At 64.5% G+C, this 23,654-nt stretch carries 21 protein-coding genes, 3 tRNA genes and 1 pseudogene; 10 read left to right on the forward strand and 15 right to left on the reverse strand.

Annotated elements, in window-relative coordinates; genetic code table 11:
* Window positions 1-1,514 (forward strand): annotated as a pseudogene (locus ACIBG0_RS12935) (hypothetical protein); the annotation flags it as partial.
* A 961-nt stretch (window positions 1,515-2,475) separates the two neighbouring features.
* Window positions 2,476-3,489, forward strand: coding sequence for a DUF4226 domain-containing protein (locus ACIBG0_RS12940; RefSeq protein WP_397032081.1), 1,014 nt, complete (start codon window positions 2,476-2,478; stop codon window positions 3,487-3,489).
* A gap of 156 nt (window positions 3,490-3,645) precedes the next feature.
* Here the strand turns inward: ACIBG0_RS12940 and ACIBG0_RS12945 are convergent, their stop codons facing one another.
* From ACIBG0_RS12945 to pgsA, 8 genes are all read right to left on the reverse strand, one after another.
* Window positions 3,646-4,089, reverse strand: a complete 444-nt coding sequence (locus ACIBG0_RS12945) for an SRPBCC domain-containing protein (RefSeq protein ID WP_397032082.1) — start codon at window positions 4,087-4,089, stop codon at window positions 3,646-3,648.
* Window positions 4,090-4,118: 29 nt separating this feature from the next.
* Entirely contained in the window at window positions 4,119-4,463 is a 345-nt protein-coding gene (locus ACIBG0_RS12950) for an ArsR/SmtB family transcription factor (protein WP_397032084.1), read from the reverse strand.
* A complete protein-coding gene (locus tag ACIBG0_RS12955) occupies window positions 4,460-4,909 on the reverse strand; it encodes an SRPBCC family protein (protein WP_397032086.1) in 450 nt (149 codons plus the stop codon). Before ACIBG0_RS12955 ends, ACIBG0_RS12950 begins: the two co-directional genes overlap by 4 nt.
* Window positions 4,910-5,482: 573 nt before the next feature.
* A complete protein-coding gene (locus ACIBG0_RS12960) occupies window positions 5,483-6,361 on the reverse strand; it encodes a hypothetical protein (RefSeq protein ID WP_397032088.1) in 879 nt (292 codons plus the stop codon).
* Window positions 6,362-6,511: 150 nt separating this feature from the next.
* Window positions 6,512-7,336, reverse strand: a complete 825-nt coding sequence (locus tag ACIBG0_RS12965; RefSeq protein ID WP_397032090.1) for a PspA/IM30 family protein — start codon at window positions 7,334-7,336, stop codon at window positions 6,512-6,514.
* Window positions 7,337-7,538: 202 nt separating this feature from the next.
* Window positions 7,539-7,976, reverse strand: coding sequence for a helix-turn-helix domain-containing protein (locus tag ACIBG0_RS12970; RefSeq protein ID WP_397032092.1), 438 nt, complete (start codon window positions 7,974-7,976; stop codon window positions 7,539-7,541).
* A gap of 168 nt (window positions 7,977-8,144) precedes the next feature.
* Window positions 8,145-8,639 (reverse strand): CinA family protein, encoded by a 495-nt coding sequence (locus tag ACIBG0_RS12975; protein WP_397032094.1) that lies wholly within the window; start codon window positions 8,637-8,639, stop codon window positions 8,145-8,147.
* The gene (gene pgsA, locus ACIBG0_RS12980; protein WP_397032096.1) at window positions 8,636-9,292 is read right to left on the reverse strand and encodes a CDP-diacylglycerol--glycerol-3-phosphate 3-phosphatidyltransferase; all 657 of its coding nucleotides are present in this window, start codon (window positions 9,290-9,292) and stop codon (window positions 8,636-8,638) included. Before pgsA ends, ACIBG0_RS12975 begins: the two co-directional genes overlap by 4 nt.
* 389 nt (window positions 9,293-9,681) lie before the next feature.
* On the opposite strand from pgsA, the gene ACIBG0_RS12985 reads away from it, so the two are divergent.
* The 3 genes from ACIBG0_RS12985 (at window position 9,682) to ACIBG0_RS12995 (ending at window position 11,212) form a co-directional block, all read left to right on the forward strand.
* On the forward strand, window positions 9,682-10,248 hold the full coding sequence (locus tag ACIBG0_RS12985; protein ID WP_397032097.1) for an amino-acid N-acetyltransferase: 567 nt from the start codon (window positions 9,682-9,684) through the stop codon (window positions 10,246-10,248).
* Window positions 10,249-10,264: 16 nt separating this feature from the next.
* Window positions 10,265-10,549, forward strand: coding sequence for a YciI family protein (locus ACIBG0_RS12990; protein ID WP_397032099.1), 285 nt, complete (start codon window positions 10,265-10,267; stop codon window positions 10,547-10,549).
* A 111-nt stretch (window positions 10,550-10,660) separates the two neighbouring features.
* Window positions 10,661-11,212 (forward strand): hypothetical protein, encoded by a 552-nt coding sequence (locus ACIBG0_RS12995; protein WP_397032101.1) that lies wholly within the window; start codon window positions 10,661-10,663, stop codon window positions 11,210-11,212.
* On the opposite strand, the gene ACIBG0_RS13000 is transcribed toward ACIBG0_RS12995, so the two are convergent.
* The gene (locus tag ACIBG0_RS13000) at window positions 11,209-12,210 is read right to left on the reverse strand and encodes a TerC family protein (RefSeq protein ID WP_397032102.1); all 1,002 of its coding nucleotides are present in this window, start codon (window positions 12,208-12,210) and stop codon (window positions 11,209-11,211) included. The genes ACIBG0_RS12995 and ACIBG0_RS13000 overlap by 4 nt on opposite strands.
* Window positions 12,211-12,470: 260 nt before the next feature.
* Here ACIBG0_RS13000 and ACIBG0_RS13005 point away from each other — a divergent pair, with 260 nt between their 5' ends.
* The 4 genes from ACIBG0_RS13005 to ACIBG0_RS13020 all read left to right on the forward strand — a co-directional run bounded on the left by ACIBG0_RS13005 (window position 12,471) and on the right by ACIBG0_RS13020 (window position 13,663).
* On the forward strand, window positions 12,471-12,665 hold the full coding sequence (locus ACIBG0_RS13005) for a hypothetical protein (protein ID WP_397032103.1): 195 nt from the start codon (window positions 12,471-12,473) through the stop codon (window positions 12,663-12,665).
* 493 nt (window positions 12,666-13,158) lie between these two features.
* Window positions 13,159-13,231 (forward strand) — tRNA-Trp (locus ACIBG0_RS13010).
* A gap of 196 nt (window positions 13,232-13,427) precedes the next feature.
* Window positions 13,428-13,504 (forward strand) — tRNA-Leu (locus ACIBG0_RS13015).
* Between the two features lie 24 nt (window positions 13,505-13,528).
* Window positions 13,529-13,663: transfer RNA gene (locus tag ACIBG0_RS13020), tRNA-OTHER, on the forward strand.
* Here ACIBG0_RS13020 and ACIBG0_RS13025 read toward each other — a convergent pair.
* From ACIBG0_RS13025 to dapA, 5 genes are all read right to left on the reverse strand, one after another.
* Complete coding sequence (locus ACIBG0_RS13025; protein WP_397032665.1) at window positions 13,658-15,076, reverse strand: carbamoyltransferase N-terminal domain-containing protein; 1,419 nt, start codon at window positions 15,074-15,076, stop codon at window positions 13,658-13,660. The genes ACIBG0_RS13020 and ACIBG0_RS13025 overlap by 6 nt on opposite strands.
* Window positions 15,077-15,145: 69 nt before the next feature.
* Window positions 15,146-17,731, reverse strand: coding sequence for a DNA translocase FtsK (locus ACIBG0_RS13030; protein ID WP_397032104.1), 2,586 nt, complete (start codon window positions 17,729-17,731; stop codon window positions 15,146-15,148).
* A 239-nt stretch (window positions 17,732-17,970) separates the two neighbouring features.
* A complete protein-coding gene (locus ACIBG0_RS13035; RefSeq protein ID WP_397032106.1) occupies window positions 17,971-18,597 on the reverse strand; it encodes a TIGR03085 family metal-binding protein in 627 nt (208 codons plus the stop codon).
* A 169-nt stretch (window positions 18,598-18,766) separates the two neighbouring features.
* Window positions 18,767-20,746, reverse strand: a complete 1,980-nt coding sequence (locus tag ACIBG0_RS13040; protein ID WP_397032108.1) for a ribonuclease J — start codon at window positions 20,744-20,746, stop codon at window positions 18,767-18,769.
* Between the two features lie 67 nt (window positions 20,747-20,813).
* A complete protein-coding gene (gene dapA, locus ACIBG0_RS13045) occupies window positions 20,814-21,737 on the reverse strand; it encodes a 4-hydroxy-tetrahydrodipicolinate synthase (RefSeq protein WP_397032110.1) in 924 nt (307 codons plus the stop codon).
* Between the two features lie 208 nt (window positions 21,738-21,945).
* Here dapA and ACIBG0_RS13050 point away from each other — a divergent pair, with 208 nt between their 5' ends.
* On the forward strand, window positions 21,946-22,395 hold the full coding sequence (locus tag ACIBG0_RS13050) for a toxin-antitoxin system HicB family antitoxin (protein ID WP_397032112.1): 450 nt from the start codon (window positions 21,946-21,948) through the stop codon (window positions 22,393-22,395).
* A 41-nt stretch (window positions 22,396-22,436) separates the two neighbouring features.
* Here ACIBG0_RS13050 and ACIBG0_RS13055 read toward each other — a convergent pair whose 3' ends face one another.
* Complete coding sequence (locus tag ACIBG0_RS13055) at window positions 22,437-23,648, reverse strand: winged helix-turn-helix domain-containing protein (protein ID WP_397032114.1); 1,212 nt, start codon at window positions 23,646-23,648, stop codon at window positions 22,437-22,439.
* Window positions 23,649-23,654 lie beyond the last annotated feature (6 nt).

Raw genomic sequence — 23,654 nt, forward strand, 5'->3', positions numbered from 1 at the left:
AAGTCTGGCCCAAACCCGAACCCACCCCGCCAAGCACACCAGAACCAGCCAAACCATCACTCCCCACCGACAAACAAGTCTGGCCCAAACCCGAACCCACCCCGCCAAGCACACCAGAACCAGCCAAACCATCACTCCCCACCGACAAACAAGTCTGGCCCAAACCCGAAAATACAACTCCACCACCCGAGGACCGACCAATTCCGGTCAACCCCCACCATCCTCCGCCACACACCGAAGAGGTCCCGCCTGCTGTTGGCAATCCGCAGGGCGAATCACCGTTCGCCGGGCATCCGGATGCGGATATACTCGATCGTGCTGTGGAGAGGTTCCCGGAAGTATTCGACCGCCCGCGTACGCTCGAGGAATTGAATCAGGGCTTGCAAACGTTCGAGGAATCGTTTCACGCCATACGTCCGGCAATGTCGTTCGAGGAGCTCCACCAGGCATTGGCTCCCGATCTACCGCTCGAACAGTTCAGAAAACTGTCACCGTTCGAAATATCACTCGGAAGAGTGCATCGGGTTATGCGTCCCGACATGCCGTTCGACGAATTCTTCGAAGCGCTACAGCCGAACATGTCGTTCGACGAACTGATGGCGGTACGCGACTTCTCGTTTCAGCGGTACGGATTGGAAGCACCGCCGTTGTCCAGCGAGATCCTCGCAGCGCTTGACCGCGGATCCACGCCTGCAGCCGACGAGACACCGGTCAAGCCGCAACTACCGCCCGGCGAGAAGACCGCGCACCACCCCGACGAACAGGTCTCGCCGCCGCATGGACTCGACGGAGAAGCAGGTCCGTCGCCCGAACGATCGCCGGCGGATGAACATGACATGCTGCCGCAGTTGCCAACCGTAAATGTCGCATTAGGCCGTAATCTGCACGATGATCTGGACTTCGGATTCATTCGCAGTAAGATGCGTACTTCCATCCGCGACATCAGCGATCCGGCGCTGGGCGAGATCTACCGCCTTCAGGGTTTCGATGGACTTCCAGCGCTCACCGATTCCAGGGGCGTGGACGAGGTCATTGCCGCAGGCGGCCGTGAGTTCTTTCGTGGCGTCACAGACCCTAGATACGCATCGGAATTCAGGACGGGACCCTACTTTCCGGGTTTATCAGCCCCAGGAGTGATCACAGGAAACGGAACTTATGTGACAACCGTGCGAGAATCGGCGCTGGACTACGCTGAAGGAAATCCTGAAGGCGTCGTTCGAATGGCGCTGCTACCTGATGCACGAGTCTCTGACATCACACCCTTGTACCACGAGCAAGAAGCTGCAATCCGATCCATCACCAACGAGCGGCGGCGGCTGGAAGAGATGGAGCAGACACCAGAGATCGCTGCACGCATTCAAGAGCTAGTCGACGCATGGTATGTCTACTCGGACTTAGGTAGGTTCGCTGCCATCAGAGGCTACGATGCGTACTCCACGCATGGCGGCAACTGGGGTATGAACGACAGGTATTGGGTGATTCTAAACCGCACAGCATTAGTAGTTGAACGATAATTTTTCCTAGTGAGTATGGGTGGGGTGCGTATGCCTCGACTGCTCGGTCGGACGGTCGTGGCCGTAACCGCTGACTGCGGTCTCGTCCTATATGCATGACCCAACGCAGGTTTCGTACCACGCGTGGCGCGAAACATCTCGCCACCGGGCGCCGCACCCGAGCCGAGGCAACCGACACCGTTCAGCGCCCACTGGCACCTGACACTTCAATCCGCTCGATCCGGCCACCTTCTCGAACAGGACAACACACACTCGAACTACCACTGCCGGTGCCCATGACGGGACCCGTCGACTGGAGCGTCTGGGTCCACCATCGTTCACCCACCGCACGACGAGACCACGAGCATCTGCACGACCCTGCACGACAGCAGCACAATCCGGGACGTGATGCAACCCAACATGCAATTGACAATTGAAGGGCAAATTTTATTGCACTAGTCTGGGTGCACCCGACACCGGCCTGCGCGCGACATCGCCCGCCACAACCCCACAGCAAAGGGGTGATGACCAGGACAGCGGCGTCGGCCACCGCGAGAAAGAGGCAGTCGAAACCGTGACCAGCGCCGAGGAAGTACCGTTCTCCGCTGCCGATGTACCCGATGAGACAGACGGCGCCGAGACGACGACAGAGACGACCACACCCCCAGACCAACGCACGCCATCACGCAATGGCCGCCCACTGCTGACGGTCCCATGGCAACCTGGCCAACCGAGCCGCCCAGAACCCGGACTACCGACCTCACCAGCGGGTCCCGCCCCCGCATCCGCCGGTCCATCACCCGCATCCCCCACACCGGGCATGCCCCCGTCGCCACCGAGCACACCAGCGCCGCCTACCATCGGTCACCCCGCCAGGACACCCGGCTCACCCCAAGCCACCGCCTCACCCTCTCGCCCCGCCCCACGAAACAGATCCGAGCAACATCACGAGGCGACAACAGACCCTTCGCTTCCCACCAAAATGGTCGAAGCGATCCTCCCGGCCGTCGCATCCGCACTGGCCGCGCTGGCCAGCCCCAAAACGACAGCGCCACAGGCCACACCCTCCGGCAGCGCACCCACGACAGCTCCGAACACCCAGGAAGCGTTACAAACCCTGCGGCAACTGGCGGCGATGTACGGGCCCGGAGACGACGGCGCTCCTCACAGCCAACTCGGCGCCGATTCCAGCGGCCGAGTCGGAGCCGGAGAAACTGCGAAAGCATACCGACTCCGCCAGCTATACCACCGGCATCTCGCACAGGCATTCAACACAATCGACAACGAACTCGCCGCATGCATCCGCCAACTCGCAGGCCCGAACAACGTAGACCGTAAAACCCTCCTCCGGATACTCCGGGAAGTCGATGTCGCACTGGCCGAACTGGGCCCGGCCGCATTCACGCGCGACGGCTATCACCAAGTCGAGAAGATCTTGGACACCGCCCTGCGACGTTCCCGCACCATCGTCCACGCAAGTGGAGCGCACTCCACCGTGACCACCCAAACCATCCAACAACTCACCAACCAATACCTGAGTGCCCTGGCCGGTATGCCAACACGACAAAACGGCACGCACGGCCAATCCTCGCGTCTCGACAACATTCTCAGCATTGCCCAGCGAGAACTCAGACTCGGCGTCCACGAAAACAGCGGCAACAACCACGTGAACCGGCCCTACAACATCGACGGACCGTGGTGCGCAGCGTTCGCCACCTGGGTGTGGCAACAAGCCGGCATCCACGTCAATTGGACCGGCAAAAACTACGTCCCCACCGTCTGGTCCGATGCCCAACGCATGGGCCTCGCCGCGAACGCAACCACCGCCCGCCCCGGCGACCTCATCGTCTTCCCCGGCCAGAAACACATCGGACTCGTCGTAGCCCGCAACGGCAACACCATCACCACTATCGAAGGCAACTCCGGCGATGCGGTCCGCCAGCACACCTACAGCAGCCCCGCCGGCTTCGTCGGCGTCGTCCATCCGCCCCGATAGTGCACCGAGTCAGCCAAGGACTGACGCACTGTCGCTGGACCAGACAAACAGCTGGATCACTTGCTCGACCAGCCCCGACGCAGTCCGAGGGCGCTTGTCGCGACCGGGGCTGCTGCGGAGATACGGGGACCAGATCGCTAGTTGGGCTCTACTGGGTCAGTTCCAATTGTCGATCTTCACATCATGCGGATCAGGCGCACCTTTTCCGGTCTCCAGCAACGACTTCAGGCTCAACAGGAAAACCGCCCACTTGGTGCTGCAGTGGTGCATGAATTCCACCGGCTCCTGCCAGCCTTCGTGCTTGAAGAGCACGACGGCGTAGTCGTCGACCTGGTCGAGGTTCCAGTCGACGTGGGTGCCGACCCATTCTTCCGGGCCCTCGACGACCTCCCAGCGCACGCGCTTGCCCGGGTCGAGCTCGAGGACCTTCATATCGAATCCGCCGGCGTCGAAACGGAATTGGAGAACGCCGCCGATGTCATTGGCTTTGCCCTGGGTTTTGGTCGCCCACCAACCGGCGAGCCCCTCGACAGTTGTCAGGGCCGTATAAACCTCGGCCGTCGACGCTTTGATTGCGACTCGATGCAGGATATCCACCATTTTCGAATCCTCTTTCCAGTGTTGGATTTTCACTTCTGCTGATCTTGTGTGCGCTGAATCGCCTCGGCGATCCGCTTGATGCGCCGCAGCCGGGCATCCCATGCCGCCCCGACGGAGGACAACTGCGCGACCGCGCGGGCAAGTTGCGCCTCATCCACCCGATACCTCCGTTCCCGCCCCGCGGGGGTGGCGTGTACTAGACCGACTCGGTCGAGCACGCCCAGATGTTTCGCGATGGCCTGCCGTGTCACGGGCAGCTGCTCACTGAGGCTGGTGGCCGTGCCATCCCCGGCCGCCAGAAGCAGGTCGAGCATCCGCCGACGGGTCGGATCCCCGACCGCGGACCACAGGTCGTCGTCGACGGTGGTGGTCACGGGGTCGACACCAGTCGCGCGATGTACTCGCCGAGCTGCGGAACGAACCTGTCCCAACCGGAGGCGTGGTCTTGATAGGTCTCTTCCAATTTCGCAGCCTCCCAGCCCATCTCGCGGAACCCGGTCTCGGTGAGCCGAATCCTGGTGCCCGCGCCCGACGGGGTGAGCTCGAAGGTGACCAACAGCGAGTCGGCGAGGTCGGTGGACCCCTCCGGATAGCACCAGCGGAACGAGAACAGCCGGGGCCGCTCGACGGTCAGCACGGTTATCGGGGCGACATGTTCCCGGTCGCCGAAGACGAGCTCACCGACCGCGCCGGGAGTTACCTGGAAATCGGCCGCGTCGGACCACCATTCGGAGATGTGTTCCGGGCTGCTGACCACCTCGAAGACCACCTCTGGTGAGGCGTCGACGTGAATCTCGCGTTCGATGCTGCCGTACTCCATACTCTTCCCTCCATACGCAATGATTGGTTGCACATCACGCTAGCCCACCATCCACAATCACGCAACCATCGGTTGCATGTCGGTCTATCGGGGCTCGGACAGCAGAACACCTCGACACTCCCATCGCACGTGGTCAGCCGAGGCTTCGGCGGTGCCTCGCACCACCACCCGCGTTTAGTGTCCCGGCGGCTCTGCCCATACAGGGATGCGCGGCGAGCAGGGTGACGAGCATCCGATGATGGACAGCGCCCGCAGCGGTCGCGGATATTCGGCGAGTAGCGCCAGGTTGGCGGCGAAGTGCAGCCGCAGCCGGGCCATGCAGTCTGACTCTCCGTCGATAATGATCATCTGACCAGCTGCGCTGCGGCAGAAGTACCATCACCCGCCCTCGCCTCGGCAACTGTCGCAGGAGACAATCTCACCCAGCCCAGGTAACTACCGCAGAAGCACTACCTCCCCGCCAGGTAGCTACCGCAGAAGCACTTATCGCCCCGCCCAGGTAAATACGGCAGAAGCACTACCTCCCCGCCCCGGCGAATACGGCAGAGGCAGTATCGTCCCGCCCCTCGCTCGCTAGATCGCCTGCGGAGGAAGGGAAGTGGGGGCGTGCTGATCCGCGATCTCGGTAAGTGCCTGTGCCCACCCGTCGAGCCGATCGGCCGCATCGCGCAGGTCGGCGACGATGGTGTCGAAGTTGTGCTGCAGCACGGCACTTTCGGGAACCGCGAGAATCCGCCCCGCCGCGGCGACCACCTGTTCGTATTCGGCGACCCCGCTATCGAGGCGGCCGAGGGCGAATTGCATATTCTCGGTGAGGCCAACGGCGGCGACGGATTTCGAACGCCCCATGGCGCCGAGTGCTTGTTCCATCGCGGTGATATTGGCGGCCAGCGCATGCAGCGCGGCCGCGCCCGAGCCCGCGGTTTCGATCATGTCGGCGAGTTCATCCTCGGGCAATCGGTTCGAGCGGGCGATCTGCGTACCGAGGCCGTGTAGCGCCTTTTCTGCCCGAACCAAGCGAGAAATCGGTCCGCGCGCAGAGGACCACGGGGGTGGCTGCTTGCGCGGTATGAAGGCAGCCTGCGGCAGCGGGGCGCTGCGTAATCGAAGGTAGCGGCGGGCGCTCAGCGCGGTTCCGGTGACCAGCGCCACCGCTCCCCCGCCAACCACCACCACAGCCCATACCGGTGCCGAAATCACCACCAGCCCAACGGTTCCCGCAGTAGTGAGACCGCCGACCGTGCCGAGTTGGAAACTGCGGCGGCGGATCCGGCGGCGCTTACGCAATTCCCGCTCGCGCGGATCCGCCCAGCGCCGCACCGCCACCAGTGCATGTTCGCCGACCTCGCGCAGGCTGTCGGGCAGACTCCCCGGCTGAGGTGCGAGCACCGCCTGTGCGCGCACGAGCGCGGCACCGCGACGACGACGTTCGCGAGATCCCTGCGGGCTCATCGGTCTCCTTCAGGGCAAGCACTCGGCGCGACCCGCGGTGGCCGGACAGGCAGGGCCTGAGCATGACCGACGGCCGACCCGCCAGGTACCCGTGCCTTGTCTTCCACCGAACCAGTCCTCGCCGAACTGTATTTATTTCGAACTACGCGCCTACTGCTGCGCGGTCTGCCCCTTGTTCATCTGCGGTTGCGCCGGATTCGCCTGCGCCGCGGCCGGATTGATAGCGGTCGCGCCACCGGCGGGCAGCGCGTCGCCGCGCATCGAGGCACGGATCTGCTCCAGCTTGCTGTGTCCGGCCATCTGGACGCTGGCCTGCTGCACCTCGAGCATCCGGCCCTGCACCGAATTGCCGGCGAGTTCGGCGGCACCCAGCGCATTGGCATAGCGGCGCTCGATCTTCTCGCGCACGGCATCCAGGCTCGGCGTGGTACCTGGCGCGGACAGCGTCGAATCCATCCGCTGCAGCGATGCCGAGACCTGCTCCTGCATCTTGGCCTGCTCCAGCTGGCTGAGCAGCTTGGTGCGCTCGGCGACCTTCTGCTGCAACAGCATCGCGTTCTGCTCGACCGCCTTCTTGGCCTGCGCGGCCGCCTGCAGCGACTGGTCGTGCAATACCTTGAGATCCTCGACGGCCTGCTCGGCGGTGACCAACTGCGCGGCGAATGCCTCGGCGGCGTTGGTGTACTGGATCGCCTTCTCGGTATCGCCCGCCGCGGCGGCCTGATCGGCCAGCATGACGGCCTGGCGCGTATTGGCATTGAGCTTCTCGACATCGTCGAGCTGACGGTTCAGCTTCATCTCCAGCTGACGCTGGTTGCCGATAACCGATGCGGCCTGCTGCGAGAGGGCCTGATGCTGGCGCTGAGCTTCCTCGATAGCCTGCTGAATCTGGACCTTCGGATCCGCATGCTCTTCGATCTTCGAATCGAAGAGGGCCATCAGGTATTTCCAGGCCTTGACGAACGGATTAGCCATCGATTGATCCCGCCTCCATAAGATGCGCCGCGCTTTACCGCGACTCTAGTGCGCGACCGTCACGCACCCGATATGTGCCTATCCTCCACCATGTGGCACCAGGGCCGGGCGAACCCGGCCCTATCGACGCCTAGTACAGAATCTATCCGCTTTCGGCACAGGTTCGCAGCGTCGGCCGCGGACGCCATCTCTCGTCCAGCGATCAGTTGCTTTTCACCAAGACCAGCATGTCCGCCTTGGGCGCCGGAATGACGATCCGGGTCTCCTCGGCGATCTGTGGCCGGGGTCCGGCCACCGACATCGTGGCGGTCGCGGGCTCCGGCGCGGCCTCGGCGGGTTCGGCCGCGGCGGTCCGCTCCGTCTCCGGTGCGTCGGCGGTCTGGGCGGGCGCGTCAGCAGGCAGGCCGTCGGCACCGGCCATGATCGTGCTCACATCCCAGAGCACCCGCGACAGCGGGACATCCAGGGCCGCGCAGATGGCGGCGAGCAGTTCGCTGGAGGCCTCTTTGCGGCCCCGCTCGACCTCGGACAGATATCCCAGGCTCACGCGCGCCGAGGTGGAGACCTCACGCAGGGTCCGGCTCTGGGCGAGACGAGCACGCCGCAAACTGTCCCCGATCGCCTCTCGCAGCAGCGTCATGTCGTTCTCCTTAGCTTCCAGTAACCGGGTCCGCGGGCGCCTACCAGCGCTGCGCACGCCGTCCTTTCTGGCACAACGTCGAGCAGGGGCCGGTTGGTTCCCACAGTGCCAAACCAGATGCCGAGGCACCTGGCCAGCTGACCCTTTCGAGCGACCCGCAAGCAGTCGCTAGCGGCCGCCTCCCACGATACGACGCAACTCCCGCACCGCGCTGTGCGTAGCGCCGATTCGGATCGCCCACCGGTCACCGTCCAGTTTCAGCCGCATGACCTCGGTATGGCCGGGCCCGGCCAAGCCGAGGAAGACCGTGCCGACGGCATGCCCACCCTGGGATTCGGGTCCGGCGACGCCGGTCAATCCGATTCCCCAGTCCGCACCGCAGCGAAGCCGAGCACCAACTGCCAATTCTTCTGCGGTGCTCGCGGCCACCGGCCCTTCGGTCGCGAGCACTTCGGCACTGACACCGGCGAGGCTGTGTTTGAGTTCCGTCGCGTAGACGACCAGCCCGCCGCGCAGCACCGCACTCGCACCGGGCACCCCGGCGATAGTCGCCGCGAGCAGGCCCGCGGTCAACGATTCCGCGGTCGCGACGGTCTGCCGGACGGCACCGAGTTCGCGCACCAATTCGATGACAGGCGCTCCGGTTGTCAGCGGATCGGTCATGCGCCGCGTGCCCGGCCCGGACCTCCCGCGAGCCACACTCGAGCCGCCTGCCCCACGTAGTCGAGGCCGGTGATGACCGTCAGCGCGACGGCCACATACATCAGTGCCATACCGGCGGTGGCGAATCCGCCGTGCAGCGGCAACAGCAGAACCGCGATCGCGACGGACTGTACAAGCGTCTTCAACTTGCCGCCGCGTCCGGCCGGAATCACCCCGCGCCGCACCACCACCAACCGCAGCAGCGTGATCCCGATCTCACGACCGCAGATGACCAGGGTGATCCACCAGGCCAGATCGCCGAGCATGGAAAGTCCGATCACGGCCGAACCGATCAGCGCCTTATCCGCGATCGGATCGGCGAGTTTGCCGAAATCGGTGACCAGACCGTATTTGCGCGCCAATTGCCCGTCGAAGCGATCGGTGATGGCGGCGATGCCGAACAAAGCGGCGGCGGCGATCCGCCAGCCGGTCTGATGACCGCCGCTCACGAACAGCGCGAGCACGAACAGCGGAACCAGCGCGATGCGCAGCATGGTCAACACATTCGCGATATTCATCAGCGGGACGACCGGATCGGCCTGGGCGGGCGCGAATCCGGCACGGACCGCAGGTTCGACCCAGCGTCGATCGATCTCTTCGGGCTGCACGCTCACGCCTCCGCCTCGCTGACGCTCGGCTCCGGCGCGTGCGTGCACGGCTGTGACATGGCTCGCTCGCTACGCTCCCTCACGGCCTCCGCCACGCTGACGCTCGGCTCCGGCGCGTGCGTGCACGGCTGTGACATGGCTCGCTCGCTACGCTCCCTCACGGCCTCCGCCACGCTGACGCTCGGCTCCGGCGCGTGCGTGCACGGCTGTGACATGGCTCGCTCGCTACGCTCCCTCACGGCCTCCGCCACGCTGACGCTCGGACCGGCCGCGCAGCCGACAACACCCGCCGCTACGAGGCTCGGACGCATGCCGAGGCGATGCGGTGAGCGGAGCGGGTGGATGTGCGGCACACGTTCAGAGTATCGGTAACCGGGCCGACTACTGTGCACCCCATGACCTCTCGGGGACCATTAGGTGGTTCGACTAGCGACGCGTATCCGGGCGCGGCACCTGCCGCGAATAAATCCGTTCCTGTCGTGCGACGCGCCCGAACCTCCGATGTGCCCCAGATCAAGGCCCTCGTCGACGAATACGCCGGTCGGATTCTGCTGGAGAAGAACCTGGTCACGCTCTATGAGGCGGTGCAGGAATTCTGGGTGGCCGAACTCGACGGCCGGGTGGTGGGCTGCGGCGCGCTGCATGTGCTGTGGGCCGATCTCGGCGAGGTGCGCACCGTCGCGGTGCATCCCGATGTCAAGGGGCATGGTGTCGGACGGCTCATCGTGGAGCGGCTGGTCGCGGTGGCCAGGGAACTCGAACTGGGACGGCTGTTCGTACTCACCTTCGAAGTGGACTTCTTCGGCAGGCACGGGTTCGTGGAAATCGACGGCACACCGGTGACCGCGGAGGTGTACGCGGAGATGTGCCGGACCTTCGATCCCGGCGTCGCCGAATTCCTCGACCTCAGCTATGTGAAACCGAACACGCTCGGCAATACTCGAATGCTGCTGAACCTCTGACAAGAACGGATCGATCGTGCCCATCTTCGCCGTGCACTACACCTATTCCGACGCGACCGTCGAGGCGCGCGACACCGTCCGCCCGGAACATCGGGCCTGGCTCAACGGTCTGGTCGATGCGGGTTCACTGCTGACCAGCGGCCCCTACCCGGACGGATCCGGCGCCCTGCTGCTGTTCCAGGTCGCGGACGAGGCGACGCTCGAGGAACTGCTGCCGCAGGATCCGTTTGCCCGCGAGAATCTCATCGATGACGTGCGCGCAGTCGAGTGGCTGCCGGTGATGGGCACATTCGCTGCCTGATCGATCCGGCCGCCGCGTGTCAGCGCTCGACACTCGGCGGTCAGCAAACTTGCGGCGACACGCCGCGCCAGGTGCGGGCGAATCCGTGCCCGCCGACGCAGACTCCCCCGTATGCGCATATCCGTCGCGATCTTCGCGTCGATGTCGGTCGCAGGCCTCGCACTCACCACCTGCTCGACGGCCACCGATTTCGACAACACGGCAAACTTGGCTGCCGGGGATCGCCCCCTGCTACGACCGGGTCTGGTCGACGAGTCGAACTATCGCGCCACCGACGGCTACTACTTCCGGACAGCCGACGGCGGCATCGCCTGCGGCTTCCTCGATGAGCCGTTCGGACAGCCGAAACGACCGGTCGGCTGCCAGGGCACCACTCAACCAACCCCGCCGACGATGCAGGCCTGCTGGAGCAGCGACCCGAGTGCGGCCGCCCTCGCCGTCGGAGAGAGCGCCGGATATCTCTGTGTGAACCGGGGCTTCTTCGTCGCAACCACCTCCAGTACCACCTCCAGCGCGGACGCCGATGGGCCGGTGCTGCCGGTCGGGTCGAGCCTGAGCGTGTACGGCTTCACCTGCCGGGCCCAACGCGTCGGGGTGACCTGCCGCAATGACGCGACCGGACGCGGCTTCGAGATCGCGCCCGACTACAACCGGGTCTTCTAATCGCCGATCCGGCCCTCGGCGGACCGGGTCGCACCACGGGTTTTGATCAGGCTCGCCACGGTCGCGATGAGCAGAATCCCGATGATCACGCTCAGCGAGAGCGGCGTGGAAATGTCCGGTACCTGGACGTGCCGACCACCATTGACGAAAGGCAGGGTGTTCTCGTGCAATGCGTGCAGCACCAGTTTGACGCCGATGAACGCGAGGATCGCCGAAAGGCCATAGGACAGGTAGACCAAGCGGTCCAGCAGGCCGCCGATGAGGAAATACAACTGCCGTAAACCCATGAGCGCGAAGGCATTCGCCGTGAACACGATGTAGGGCTGCTCGGTCAGACCGTAGATCGCGGGGATGGAGTCCAGCGCGAACAGCAGATCCGCGAAGCCGATTGCCAACAGCGCCAATAACAATGGCGTGACCACGCGCTGACCGTCGATCCGGGTGAGCAGTTTATCGCCGTCGTATTCATCGGTGGTCGGGAGCACTCGCTTGGCCAGCGCCACGATGCGACTGTCGCGCTTCTCCTCCTGCTCGATCTCGTGCCCGCTCTCGCGCAACAGTTTCACGGCCGTGTAGACCAGGAACAGGCCGAACAGATAGAACACCCAACTGAACGCACTGATCGCGGCCGCACCGACGGCAATGAACACCCCGCGCATGACAAGCGCCAGCACAATGCCGATCAGCAGCACCTTCTGCTGGTAGATCCGTGGCACGGCGAAGCTCGACATGATGATGACGAAGATGAACAGGTTGTCGACCGAGAGGGCTTTCTCGGTGACGAAGCCCGCGTAGTACTCACCCGCGAAGGTCGAGCCCCACTTCACGGCGACGAAACCACCGAATACCAGGGCCAATCCGATGTAGATCGCCGACCAGATGCCGGATTCGGTGAAGCTCGGATCATGTGGTGTGCGGACGTGGGCGAAGAAATCGAAGACGAACAGACCCAGGATCACCGCGATCGTCAGGGTCCACTCGAGTGCGGTTACGTGCATGCGGGCTCCGGGGCGGCAGGGCGTCTCATAACAGCAATCATGCCCGATTTGTCCGATCTGTCGAGCTAGCGGAGGAATTGCTGACCATAATCACATGTGGGTCCGGCGACCGCGGTGTCACCCTCACGAACACGTCTTCACCGGAATCGGCGCGCTGTGCTGGATTCCGAGCATGGACCGTTGGGCGCGAACGGTCGCTGGCCTACTTCGGCCGGGCAGACGGGTTATTTCTGCGCGAAAGACATCTGATGCTGTGGGCCATGGACGAAACCCGCACCGACCGACCGACTGTCGGCTACCCCTACTTCGAAACGCCCGAGCCCACGGTCTTTTCGTCTGGAACGACTTATGTCGAGACCGATACGGAATTCACGCAGATCGTGACGCACCAGTGGAACCACGGACTCGGTAATGTGGTGACCGCACTTCTCGATCACAGCATGACGATCACCTGACTGGTGGAGCACCGCAGCGTTCCGTGGGAGGCATTGCCCGGACAGATGGCACGGCAGTCGAATGGTGAGTGGCGGCTCAGGGCGCATCCGGAACGCCTTCCGCGGACTTACACACTGCAGGCTCGCCGACAACTCGCCGGCGCGGAATAAATGGGTTCCTCATCGCGTCTTTCGGTGTTAGCGTTATCGGCACCGCTAGCGACTGCTTGCAGGTCGCTCGAAAGAATCAGTAATCGATCGGTTATCGGAACCACGAAAGGCAAAGGCAATGGCCAGCATCCAGGACCAGGGACTACGCTCCCTCGCCGGTGCCTGGCAATTGCGTTCCGGCACCCGGCGGCCGATGTCGCAGCTGCGCAGGACCTGGCTGTTGATGTCGCAGCTGCGACAGGCGAGTATCCGGAGCCGCCCCTGAGGTCTCGATTCGAGAAGGCCTGAACAGGGGCCGCTCCAGGCGGAATACTCGCCACGGAGCGGCCCTTTTTCTTGTCCAGCGGATGTAGCTCAACTGGAAGAGCAACGATCTCCAACGTCGTGGGCTGGGGGTTCGAGTCCCTCCATCCGTGCTGACAACTTCATAGTGAAGATACGGCAGTAGACATTTCGTATTACGTGTTTGAACAGCCCTGCTGCATAGCGGTTTCGAGCGCCTGTAGCTCAGTGGCGAGAGCTGACTTTTCGAGCGGCCTGCAAACAGTCGCTAGCAATGTCCTCCGACGGCGCAGGTGGGTTATTCGATCTTCCCATGGGCACCAAAACCATTCCCTCGTAGCCCAATTGGCAGAGGCACCGGACTTAGAATCCGGTTGATGCGAGTTCGAATCTCGCCGAGGGAACCAATCCGCGCGGTTTGCGTGGATCGGCGCTCGTAGCTCAACGGATGGAGCACCTGTTTACGAATCCTGGCACTCCAGCGCAGACCGACCAAGGCCCATGCAGGTCGCCCCGGGGCTCTCATAAGGCCCTGCCGCGTGGTTCGACTCCACGATGAGCTACCACGTCACACTTGTCCGGCTCCAGTCGCGCGGCAACCAGCCATGTTCGCGGGTAGTTTGTCGAGTCTGTGTCTGATCGGTATACAGATACCCTTCCGACCAGATATAGCGGGTGCCACCCCAGCGCGCCGCGGCGGCCACATCCGGAAAGAATCCGCACCCTTGGGAATTCGCGCTCGTATTGCACAACACCGGTATGCCGCTGATGGCATCGTACGCCGCAAGTATCCGGGCGGTCGGGCTCTTTGTCGCGGCATCGATCGTCTGCACCCGCGCGGTACCGTCCACCAGCACGGCTGGAACGCGGTCGGCCCACTCTGGGTGGATGCGATGCTCGAAGGTCAAGTACGGATCGCTGCCGCCGGGCCCGAACACCTCCGCCGCCCGTTCCGCCAGGCACACTGCCGCCACCGACCGGTCGGCGGCTCGGCGCTTGATGCCGTTGAGGCGGTCCCGCATTGCCGAATCCGTTGCGGGCGCGAGGATGCTGCGGTTGCCGAGGGCGCGCGGTCCGAGCTCCGCGCGACCCGAGAGCACCACTACCGGCTCACCCTTCCGGTGCAGTAACTCCGCCACTGCCCGCTCGTCACAGAGCTGTCTGCGCCAGTTGTCCGGCACCCCGCATACCCTGACTCGTGGACCGGAGTACACACCCCACCGCAGCGCGGGACTGCGCCCCTTCCGGAACATCTCGCAGCACGCGGCACCGATAGCCGCGCCGGAGTCGTCGGGAAACGGCGGAATCCAGACCTCCTCGAAAATCCCGCGCAGCTGCGAGTTCCACTTGATATCAAGGGCGCTTTCCCCGGTCACCACGACCTTGGATGGCAATGAAGAATCCTCGCGCACAAGCGAACTCAACGACAAGTGCTCCGCTCGATCCCGGAAAGCGGCGACCGGACGGACCCTTCGTGCCGCCACGACCACATGGTAGAGCCGCACAACAGCTCCACCGTCCCCAACCAGGACGAGCGCATCCTCCCCGCGTGTCGCGAACGGACTCGTGCAATATCCGCCCAAGATGTGCTGGTCCACATGGTGATAGCTGACGTACTCCTGCGCAGCGGAACCGAATCCGTGACTGCGAAAGCGGTGCCGCGCCAGCGGTATGGTGCGCCCGGGTCGATCCTGATACGGCGCGATCGTGAGTTCGACGGGCCGGCCACCGACCAATGTCGCAACGCGCGTGGGCTCGGTCGAATCCGTTTCCAGCGCAGAACCGTCCACCACGAACCGGTCGATATCAGCTGGCGTCAATCCCTCCGACCGCAATATCTCAGCGACCTGATCGAGATCGCCCAGCGTCCGGTGCCGCCTGCTGTTGTCCAGCTTCTCCAACTCGACGCCGAACACCAGCCGGTCGTCCTCGATAACCGCGACCCCACCATCGTGCGACACTCTGATTCCGCAGATCATCACGCGGCACAACTGTACCGACACAACGCCCACCCACCGGCGGTGAGAATATTTGCCGCCGAGGCGGTTTCAGTCCTCCGGGCTGTCGGGCTCCGCGTCCCCACCGCCGCGGATCGTCCACAGCAGCCCCTCGAGTTCATCGGGCTTGATGAGCACATCGCGTGCCTTCGACCCCTCGCTGGGGCCGACGACTCCGCGTGTTTCCATCAGATCCATCAGGCGACCGGCCTTGGCGAACCCGACGCGCAGCTTGCGCTGCAGCATGGAGGTCGAGCCGAATTGTGAAGTGACGACCAGTTCCACGGCCTGGAGGAACACATCCAGATCGTCGCCGATATCGGGGTCGACATCCTTCTTCTCACCAGCCTTGGCGGCGGTGACGCCCTCCTGATATTCGGGTTCGGCCTGGTTCTTGGTGAAGTCGACGACCGCGTGGATCTCCTCATCGGAGATGAACGCCCCCTGCAGTCGGGTGGGCTTGTTCGCGCCCATCGGCAGGAACAGTCCATCACCCATACCAATCAGCTTCTCCGCGCCCGGCTGATCCAGAATGACTCGCGAATCCGTCAATGACGAAGTGGCGAAGGCCAACCGGGACGGCACATTGGTCTTGATCAGACCGGTGACCACGTCCACCGACGGGCGCTGTGTCGCGAGCACCAAGTGAATGCCGGCGGCGCGGGCCTTTTGGGTGATGCGCACAATCGCGTCCTCGACATCTCGCGGCGCGGTCATCATGAGGTCGGCGAGCTCGTCGACAATGGCGAGAATGTACGGATATGGCCGGTAGACCCGTTCGCTGCCCAGCGGCGCGGTAATGGCACCCGACTTGACCTTCTTGTTGAAGTCGTCGATATGGCGCACCTTATTGGCCTGCATGTCCTGGTAGCGCTGTTCCATCTCCTCGACCAGCCAGGCGAGCGCGGCGGCGGCCTTCTTCGGCTGGGTGATGATGGGGGTGATGAGATGCGGAATGCCCTCGTACGGGGTGAGTTCCACCATCTTGGGGTCGATGAGGATCATCCGGATCTCGTCCGGAGTCGAGCGTGCTAGCAGCGATACCAGCATCGAGTTCACGAAGCTCGACTTACCGGAACCGGTCGAGCCCGCGACCAGCAGATGCGGCATTTTCGCGAGATTCGCCGAGACGAAATCGCCCTCGATATTCTTGCCGAGGCCGATCACCAACGGGTGGTGGTCATTTCGGGTCGAGGGCGCCTTGAGCACATCGGCCAAGCGCACCAGTTCGCGATCGGAGTTGGGCACCTCGATACCGACGGCGGACTTACCCGGAATCGGGGCAAGCAGCCGAACATTCTCGGTGGCGACGGCATAGGCGATATTGCGGGCGAGCGCGGTGATTTTCTCGACCTTTACACCCGGACCGAGTTCCACCTCGTAGCGCGTGACCGTCGGGCCGCGCACGAAACCGGTAACCGCCGCGTCGATTTTGAACTGCACCAGCACCTCGGTGATCGCTTCGATCATCGATTCATTGGCGGCACTTCGCTTCTTGGGCGGTTCGCCGTCGGTGAGCAGCGTCAGCGGCGGGAGGGTGTAATCACCCTCGACCTCACGATCGGCGATGAACTCCAGCTGCTTGGGCGGCGGTGGGGTCTGGTCCTCGACCTTCGGGGCGCGCTTCCTCGGCTTCGGCTTCTCTTCGGGCGCCGCCTCTGTCGCAATCGGTTTCGCATCGCGCAGGGGTGGTTCGCCGATGATCTCGGTGACCGCATCGGAACCGCCGAATTCGTCGGGCGGGTAGTTCTCTTCGGGGGTGCGACCACGTCGCTTCGACCTGGTACCGCGGTGCAGCGGGAACCCGTCGGCATCGTAATTGGCCGGATCGAATTCGGATTCGCCATCGTAGTCACCGTATTCGTCGCCGCCGCTGCCGGTGCCGAAATACTCGCGCAACCGCTGCGGTACCTCACGCACGGTGGTTCCGGTTACCAGGAGCACACCGAAAACGATGGCCAGCAACAGAATCGGCACCGAAAGCCAGGCCGTGAGGCCGTTGGTGAGCGGTCCGCCGACCACGAATCCGACGAAACCCGCTGCGCGCGATCGCCCGTGCGCATCGGTCGGTGCTCCCGCCGCGATATGCCACAGACCCAGGATCGGCAACCCGATCAGCAATCCGCCGAGTACCAGTCGCGGCCGGATCTCCGGACGTGCCTCGGTTCGCATCAGGACAATGGCGATTCCGGTGGCCACGAATGGCAGTCCGGCCGAAGCTGATCCGGCGATAGCGCGAATCGCCTCCTCGACCCAGTGCCCGATCGGCCCGCCCGCCGAGAGCCATACCGCGGCCGCGATCACCGCGCTGAGGGCGATGAGGGCCAGTGCGACGCCATCGCGACGATGGCCGTGTTCGATTTCACCCGCCCGACTCACGGCCCTGGTGGTGGCACCGAGACCGCGCGCGAGCATATTCCAGCCGCTGCTGATGCCACGACTGATGACCGCGAGCGGTGCGGTATTCGACTTGCGACGGACCGGGCGGCGCACCGGTGTGGTGCGGCCGCGCGGTGCGGGCGAGCGGCGTTGAGCGGTGCTGCGAGCCTGACCCGAACGAGATGCCGCCGTGGTCCTCCCCCGGGCCGATCCCGCCCGCGCACGAGTGGTCGTGGAGCTGCGGGACTTACCTGCCATGGACTCAGGCTAGTCGCAAACGCCCCATCCAGACCATCAACCACACAGGTAACCGTCCCGCCTCCCCGAACCTTCCGCCGACCGCAAGTGCCTCGACAAGCTCGTACCGGACCGCATGTGAAGTGCTAGAGGGCTTTTGGGCGTACCCGACGAGTTACCCATGTGCACACGAAATCAGTCGTCGCGAATCAGTCATCGTGTATGGCGTGTCGACTGAGCAATCCCGGCCACGAACAGGATTACAATGACCGATCCAACTGCAGCACCGCCTGCACATCGGCCGGATCACCCGCGGTTTCGATCCGGACCTCATCGCGGCCGAAGGCGTGCAGCAGCAGTTCCGAGGGCTTGCCGGTCAGCGTCACCTGTGCCGTTCCCGGTTTCGTATGCACCACGGCCCGCCTGCCGTCGGGAGTGGCCAATTCGACGGTGACCGGCGCTTTGCGATAGGCCATCCGCCCCATGCGACGCAGGCCCGACCACAGCTTGTCCTCATCGGCGGCGGGCAGGTCACGCGGCTCCCAGCCGGGTGCCCCGCGACGCACGTCCTCGTGATGGACGAACATTTCGGTCAGATTGACGACGGCATCGAGCGGTTTGAGCGGCGACCACCACGGCGGACCGGAGCGCACATCCGCCAGCAGTTCCGGAAAGGGCCGCCGCGCCGCCTTGGTCTGCACCGACTCCAGATATCCGGCGAACGGTTTCAGCATGATGCCGGGGGAAGCGTCCGGGCGGCGTTCCCGAACTACCAAGTGCGCGGCCAGATCTCGCACCGTCCAGCCGCCGCATAGTGTGGGCGCGTCCGGCCCCACCGCGGACATCGTATCCACCAGTGCCCGACGTTCCCGTTGCGCCATGCTCATCTGCCGAACATATCGGATGCTGAGTCAGCGCGGCAGTCCCGCATCCGACAGGTGCACCGAGGTACCTCCGAAGATCGGGGCGGTATTTCCAGAAAATACAGTTGGCACGCACCCCGGTAATGCGGAAAAACCGCCGGATAGCAATGGCACCCGGCGGTTCGGGTAGGTGTCAGACGCCGATGACCGTCGGCACGATCATCGGGCGGCGGCGATAGGTCTCGGCCACCCAGCGACCAACCACCCGCCGCACACTCTGCGCGATGCGATGGGTCTCGGTCACACCCTCACCTGCCAGTCGCAGCAGCTCGATCTCGACGAGTTCCGCGGCATCGACGAGTGCGCTCGGATCGTCGGAGAACCCGCGCCCACTCACCTCGGGCGTGCTGACCGCCTTACCCGTGGTCGAATCGACCGCGAGGGTGATCGAGATGAACCCGCCCTCACCGAGGACGAGCCGATCCGAGAGCGTCGATTCACCGACATCGCCGACCGAGAGTCCGTCGACATAGACATGTCCGACCGGCACGCGCCCAACGATCGAGGCGATCCCGTCGACCAGGTCCACCACGACGCCGTCCTCGGCGAGCACCACTCGATCCTCGGCCACACCGGTCGCCACGGCCAGCGCCGCATTGGCGCGCAGATGCCGCCACTCGCCGTGCACCGGCATCGCATTGGTGGGTCGCACCGCGTTGTACAGGTAGAGCAATTCACCCGCGGACGCGTGCCCGGAGACGTGCACTTTCGCATTCTGCTGGGTGATCACCGTGGCGCCGAGTCGCGATAGACCGTTGACCACCGCGAATACCGAATTCTCATTGCCCGGAATCAGCGAGGAGGCCAGCACCACGAGGTCGTCGGCGCGGATATTGATCTGGCGGTGTTCACCGCGCGCCATCCGTGACAGCGCCGATAGTGGTTCGCCCTGCGAGCCGGTCGAGATGAGCACCAGCCGATCACCCGGCAGGGTCGCGGCGACATCGAGATCGACGACCACCCCGTCGGGCACCGTCAGATAGCCCAGTTCCTGTGCGATCTCCATATTGCGCACCATCGAGCGGCCGACGAAGCACACGCGGCGCCCGTACTTCTGCGCGACATCGACCACCTGCTGAATGCGATGCACATGGCTGGCGAACGAGGCGACGATCACCCGGTGCCTGGCCTTGCCGATCACCGTATCCAGTACACCGCCGATTTCGCGTTCCGGCGTGACGAAACCCGGCACCTCGGCATTGGTGGAGTCCACCAGGAACAGATCGACGCCCTCGTCACCGAGGCGGGAGAATCCGGCCAGGTCGGTGAGGCGACCGTCCAGGGGCAGCTGATCGAGTTTGATATCGCCAGTGTGCAGCGCGACACCCGCGGGAGTGCGGATGGCGACGGCAAGCGCATCGGGAATCGAGTGGTTCACCGCGAAGTACTCACACCCGAACGGGCCGTGCGTGGTGTGCTGGCCCTCGATCACCTCGACGAGCTTGGGACGCTGCCGGTGCTCGCGGCATTTCGCGGCCACCAGCGCGAGGGTGAATTTCGAACCGACCACCGGGATATCGGCGCGCAGGCGCAACAGGAACGGCACCGCGCCGATGTGATCCTCGTGGCCGTGGGTGAGCACGATGGCTTCGACATCATCCATCCGGTCCTCGATGGGCCGGAAGTCGGGCAGGATCAGGTCGACGCCGGGCTGCTGGTCCTCCGGGAAGAGCACGCCGCAGTCGACGATGAGCAGTTTGCCGCCGTATTCGAAAACGGTCATATTGCGGCCGATTTCGCCGATGCCGCCGAGAGCGAATACGCGCAGACCGTTCTTGGGCAGCTTCGGCGGGGTACCCAGTCGATCGGCTGCTGGCCGCTCCACGGGGGCCGCCACGGGTTGCTCACCGCGTCCGCGTCCGCGCGACTGACGGCCACGCGCCGGTCGGCGGGTTTGCTCGGCCGGGGCCTTCAGCGCGGCCTTTTTCGCGGGAGCCTGCTCCGGCGCGGTCTGTTCGGGCGCGGTATCGGACTGCGATAGGTCACCGACGTCGGACTGCGCAGCCTGATCGGACCTTTCGGTGCTGGTCGGTGGCCGTTGTGCGGCTGGTTCGGGTGCGCCCGCGGGGCGGCTCGCGGTCCGGCGGGGGCGACGGCCTGCTGCTTCAGTCATGACTGCACCTCACTACTGGTCGGTTCGATCATGTCTGACAAAGCGTTGATTCTGATTCGCTCACTCCTCATGAAAGCACCCCTGCCAGCCGGAGGTCGGCGGCGAGGGCATCGAGTTGTTCGGTGGTCGGCATCAATTGCGGCAGGCGCGGTTCGCCGGCATCCACACCGAGCAGACGGAGCCCGCCCTTGCTCATCGCGACGCCGCCCAGTCGCGACATCGCGGCGTTCAACGGCAACATGGCCGCATTGATCTCGCGGGCACGTACCACGTCACCGGCGGTGTAGGCATCGAGCAGGGCACGCAGCCGCTCGGGTACGAGATGTCCGATGACACTGATGAATCCGATCGCGCCGACCGACAGCCACGGCAGATTCAGCGCATCGTCACCGGAGTAGAAGGCCAGATCGGTATTGGCGATGAGATCCGCACCCGCGTTCAGATCGCCCTTGGCATCCTTGACCGCCACAATGCGCGGATGTTCGGCGAGTCTGCGAATGGTGTCGCTGGCAATGGGCACCACCGAGCGCGGCGGAATATCGTAGAGGGTCACCGGCAGGTCGGTGGCATCGGCGACGGCGGTGAAATGCGCGATCAGGCCGTCCTGGGAGGGACGGGAGTAGTACGGCGTCACCACGAGCAGGCCGTGCGCGCCCGCACGTTGGGCATTGCGGGCGAGTTCGATCGAATGCGCGGTGTCATAGGTGCCCGCGCCCGCGATCACGGTCGCGCGCGTACCGACGGCATCGACGACGGCGCGCAGCAGATCCGCCTTCTCCGATTCGGTGGTGGTCGGCGATTCCCCGGTGGTACCGGAAATCGCCAGCAAATCGACGCCGCGGTCGACCAGGCGGGCAGCGAGCGCGACGCCGGCATCGATATTCAGCTTGCCGTCGGCACCGAAGGGGGTGACCATCGCGACACCTACTGTGCCGGACGCGCGCAGCCGCGCTGAATTTGCGGTGCTCGCCGGCCCTCCGTGGTTACGCATGCTGCCGCCTCCAGGCCTGAGGCTCACACCGCGGTGTAGGCGTCGATTCACCGTTCGTCATGGTCAGAAAGGTTACCCGCTCGCGGCAACAGCCTCGACACCCTCATAGCCGAACGGGCTGCCACGGCAAGTGATTCACCTCCCAGAATTCGATCATGATGTCGAATCCATCCTTGAATGGCGTCACGAATGGCGTCACACTGATGTCATGGATTTGAACAAATACACCGCCCGGCTACGCGAGGACCTGATCGCGGCTGCCGCACTCGGTGATGAAAAGACCCAGGCCACCGCGGCCGCCCTGGCCGCAGCCACCGAGAGTTCGGCACGATTGGCGTTGCTCGCCGCATTGTCGGACCTGGCCGCGGAAGTCAGCACCGAGCTCGGCGACCGGACAGTTCACGTCTCGGTGGATGGCACCGACGCCACCGTGGATGTCCGAAAGAATCCAGCGGCGGACAGCGAGCATCCGACGATCGAGGAGATGACCGGCGACATCAGCCGGGTCACGCTGCGGATGGTCGAGCAGTTGAAGGCCAAGGCCGAGGAGGCCGCCGCCGCCAGCGGAGTCTCCCTGAACTCCTGGCTTTCGAATGCCGTCAGCGGTGCACTGCGCGACCAGATGCGCGGTTACGGCGGCCCCAAGCGCGACATGTGAAGGCAGGCGAGCCGGCACCACGACAGGGCCACCTTCGAAAGTTAGCGAGAAGTTGACAGTAGCGGTGCAAGATCGCCGCGCTCGCCGATGACCACCTCGTCCAGTTCGAGCCAGTCCGCCATTTCACGCAGGGCGTCCTTCAGTGCCGCGGTGGTTTCCGGCGTGCGGTGGCCCGGCTCGGCGAATGCACCCGGGACCAGCAGCCTGCCCGACGCGCGCTCGGCGCGCAGGTCGACACGTCCGACCAGTTGTCCGTTCAATAGGAACGGGAATACGTAATACCCGTGTACCCGTTTGGGTTCCGGGGTGTAGATCTCGATCCGGTAGTGGAAGTCGAAGATCCGCTCGGTGCGGCTCCGGAAGAAAATGAGCGGATCGAAGGGGCATAGCAAGGCCGCACCCTCGATCCGGCGCGGCGTGGCGGCACCGGCGCGCAGATAGGCGGGTTTACCCCAGCCCGACACCTCCACCGGTTCCAGCTCCCCGGCATCGACCAGCTCCGCGATGGCCGGTTCGGTCTGGGAGCGGTGCAGGCGGTAATAGTCGCGCAGGTCGGTCTCGGTTGCGACGCCGAGTGCGGTGCTCGCGCGCAGGACCAATTCCCGCACGGCCTCGGTCTCGGATACGTTGCGCGCCAATATCTCCGGCGGAATCACCCGCTCGGCCAGATCGTAGTGGCGGGCGAATCCCACCCGCTTGTCGACCGAGAGCGCACCTGCGGCGAAGAGCGCCTCGCAGATCATCTTGGTATCGCTGAGATTCCACCACGAGCCCTTCGGGCGCGGCTTGTCGAGCTCGAGATGACGTTCCACCTCACCGGCGGTGGATGCGCCGACCTCGGTGATGATGTCGAGAATGTCCTTGCCCAGGGTGGGGTTGCGTTCGGTCACCCGGCGCATACCGCTCCAGCGCCCGTGTTCGTATTTCCGCATCCGCCAGCGCATGAGCGGCCAATCCTCGACCGGGATCAGCGCGGCCTCGTGCGCCCAATATTCGACCAGTCTGCGCGGGCGGCGCACACCATTGCTCCAGGCGGCCTCGTCCAGCACCGACCGGTCGTAACCACCGATCCGGCTGAAGACCGGCGCATAGTGCGCGCGCACCACCGCCGATACCGAATCCAATTGCAGCAGTTGGGTTCTGCCGAGCACGTCGAGAATCGTCCGCCGCGTCGGCGCAGCCGGTTTCCGCCGCCCGAAACCCTGCGCGGCCAGCGCCGTCCGACGCGCCGCGGCCGCACTCATGGTCCGCATGCGCAC

This window comes from Nocardia sp. NPDC050630, from assembly GCF_044457245.1.
Taxonomy (GTDB): Bacteria; Actinomycetota; Actinomycetes; order Mycobacteriales; family Mycobacteriaceae; genus Nocardia.